The following is a 1538-nucleotide window of genomic DNA, read 5'->3' on the forward strand; positions in this document are numbered from 1 at the left end:
CGCGTGCCCAGCGCCTGCAGGCGGGCCTGGGCGGTCTGCACCAGGAAGGGCCGGTGCTGCGGGGCCAGCGCATCCTTGCCGGTGTCGATGAAGATGTCGCCCTGCTGCAGCACCAGCAGCCGCTGCCGGCCGTCGAAACGCACCTGCACGCTGGTATCGGTATCCAGGGCCAGTTGCGTGCCATCGCCCAAGGCCAGGCGTCTGTGCTGGCCGGTCGCGGTAGCGTAGCGCTGACCGTCCAGCCCTTCCCACAGACCGGCCTGGCGCGCGGCCAGCGCCCCCAGGGCCAGACCGCCCAGCCCCAGTGTCACGCCACCCAGCCAGCGCCGGCGCGCCTGACGGCGCGTTCGGGTGCGGGTCAGCTCGGACAGCGGCTGCTGCCATTGCTCAGGTGACACCGGCAAGGCCACCAGGCGCTGGAACTGGGCTTCAGCGGCCATCAGCTCGCCCCATACGGCCTCATGGCGCGCATCGGCCAGGCGCCAGGCATCGATGCGCGCCTGCAAGACGGCGTCCGGCGCGGTGCGACCGGCGTCGGCACGCAACTTGACCAGCCAGGCGATGGCCTGATCCAGGATCGGGTCGGCGGCTGGCGGCTGGGGAGATGGGCGGGCGGCCATGGTGCAGAGGTACTGAGGATGGCCGCCTAGCGCTGCCAGGATTGCCGCATCAGATAGCAATGGCGGATGGCGGCGGCCATGTATTTCTCCACGCTGCTCAGTGACACGCCCATGCGCCGCGCGATCTCGGGATAGCTCATCTCTTCCAGGCGCGACATCAGGAAAGCCTCGCGCGCCCTGGCGCCCAGGCCTTCGAGCATGGCATCGATGGCCGCCAGCGCCTCCACCAGCAGCAACCTCGCCTCGGGCGAGATCGCCTGCGGCTCGGGCAGGCGGGCGATGGCGTCCAGGCAGGCGCGTTCGACTTCATCGCGCCGCACCTTGTCCACCACCAGCCCATGGGCGATGCGACTGAGCCAGGCACGCGGCTCGCGCACTTCGTCGAGCGCACGCGGCTTGCCCAGCACCCGCACGAAGGTATCCTGCGCCAGATCGGCGGCATCGACGCTACTGCCCAGGCGCGCCCGCAACCATTGCTGCAGCCAGCCATGATGCTGGCGATAGAGCGTGTGGAAGCGCTGGGCATCGGCGGAGTGCGGGACGGACATGGGGGCGAAGGTGAAGAGTCTAGATAGTAATAATTCTCATTTTATTCTTGGATGTGAAGTTTTACAACGCGCCCCTGCTTTGCTTTATTGCCCGAACCTTCACCAAAGGAAGTAGATAAGCATCAAAACCGTAGATATGATGGCTATATGCATCAAAAATCAGGCTTCCACACCGATCTTGTCCGAGAAACGCTGGTTAATCTGGGCCATCGGATCCGCCGCGTTCGTAAAGCGCGCAAGCTAACGTTAAAACAGCTGGAGCAGATCACCCGTATCCATCGGACCACCCTAGGGCGGCTGGAACTGGGCGATCCTGGAGTTTCCCTCGGGATTTTCCTGTCCGTGCTGGAAGCGCTACAGGAATTATCGG

At 65.3% G+C, this 1538-nt stretch carries 3 protein-coding genes; 1 reads left to right on the forward strand and 2 read right to left on the reverse strand.

What is annotated here, in order from left to right:
- The coding region (locus tag I5W_RS08765) for a FecR domain-containing protein (RefSeq protein ID WP_044528938.1) at positions 1-620 on the reverse strand (620 nt) is incomplete at its 3' end.
- A gap of 26 nt (positions 621-646) precedes the next feature.
- Entirely contained in the window at positions 647-1168 is a 522-nt protein-coding gene (locus I5W_RS08770) for a sigma-70 family RNA polymerase sigma factor (RefSeq protein ID WP_044528939.1), read from the reverse strand.
- Between the two features lie 147 nt (positions 1169-1315).
- On the opposite strand from I5W_RS08770, the gene I5W_RS29630 reads away from it, so the two are divergent.
- On the forward strand, positions 1316-1538 hold a 223-nt coding region (locus I5W_RS29630), incomplete at its 3' end, for a helix-turn-helix domain-containing protein (RefSeq protein ID WP_083893504.1).

The organism is Herbaspirillum sp. B65, assembly GCF_000333555.1.
GTDB lineage: Bacteria > Pseudomonadota > Gammaproteobacteria > Burkholderiales > Burkholderiaceae_D > Herbaspirillum > Herbaspirillum rubrisubalbicans.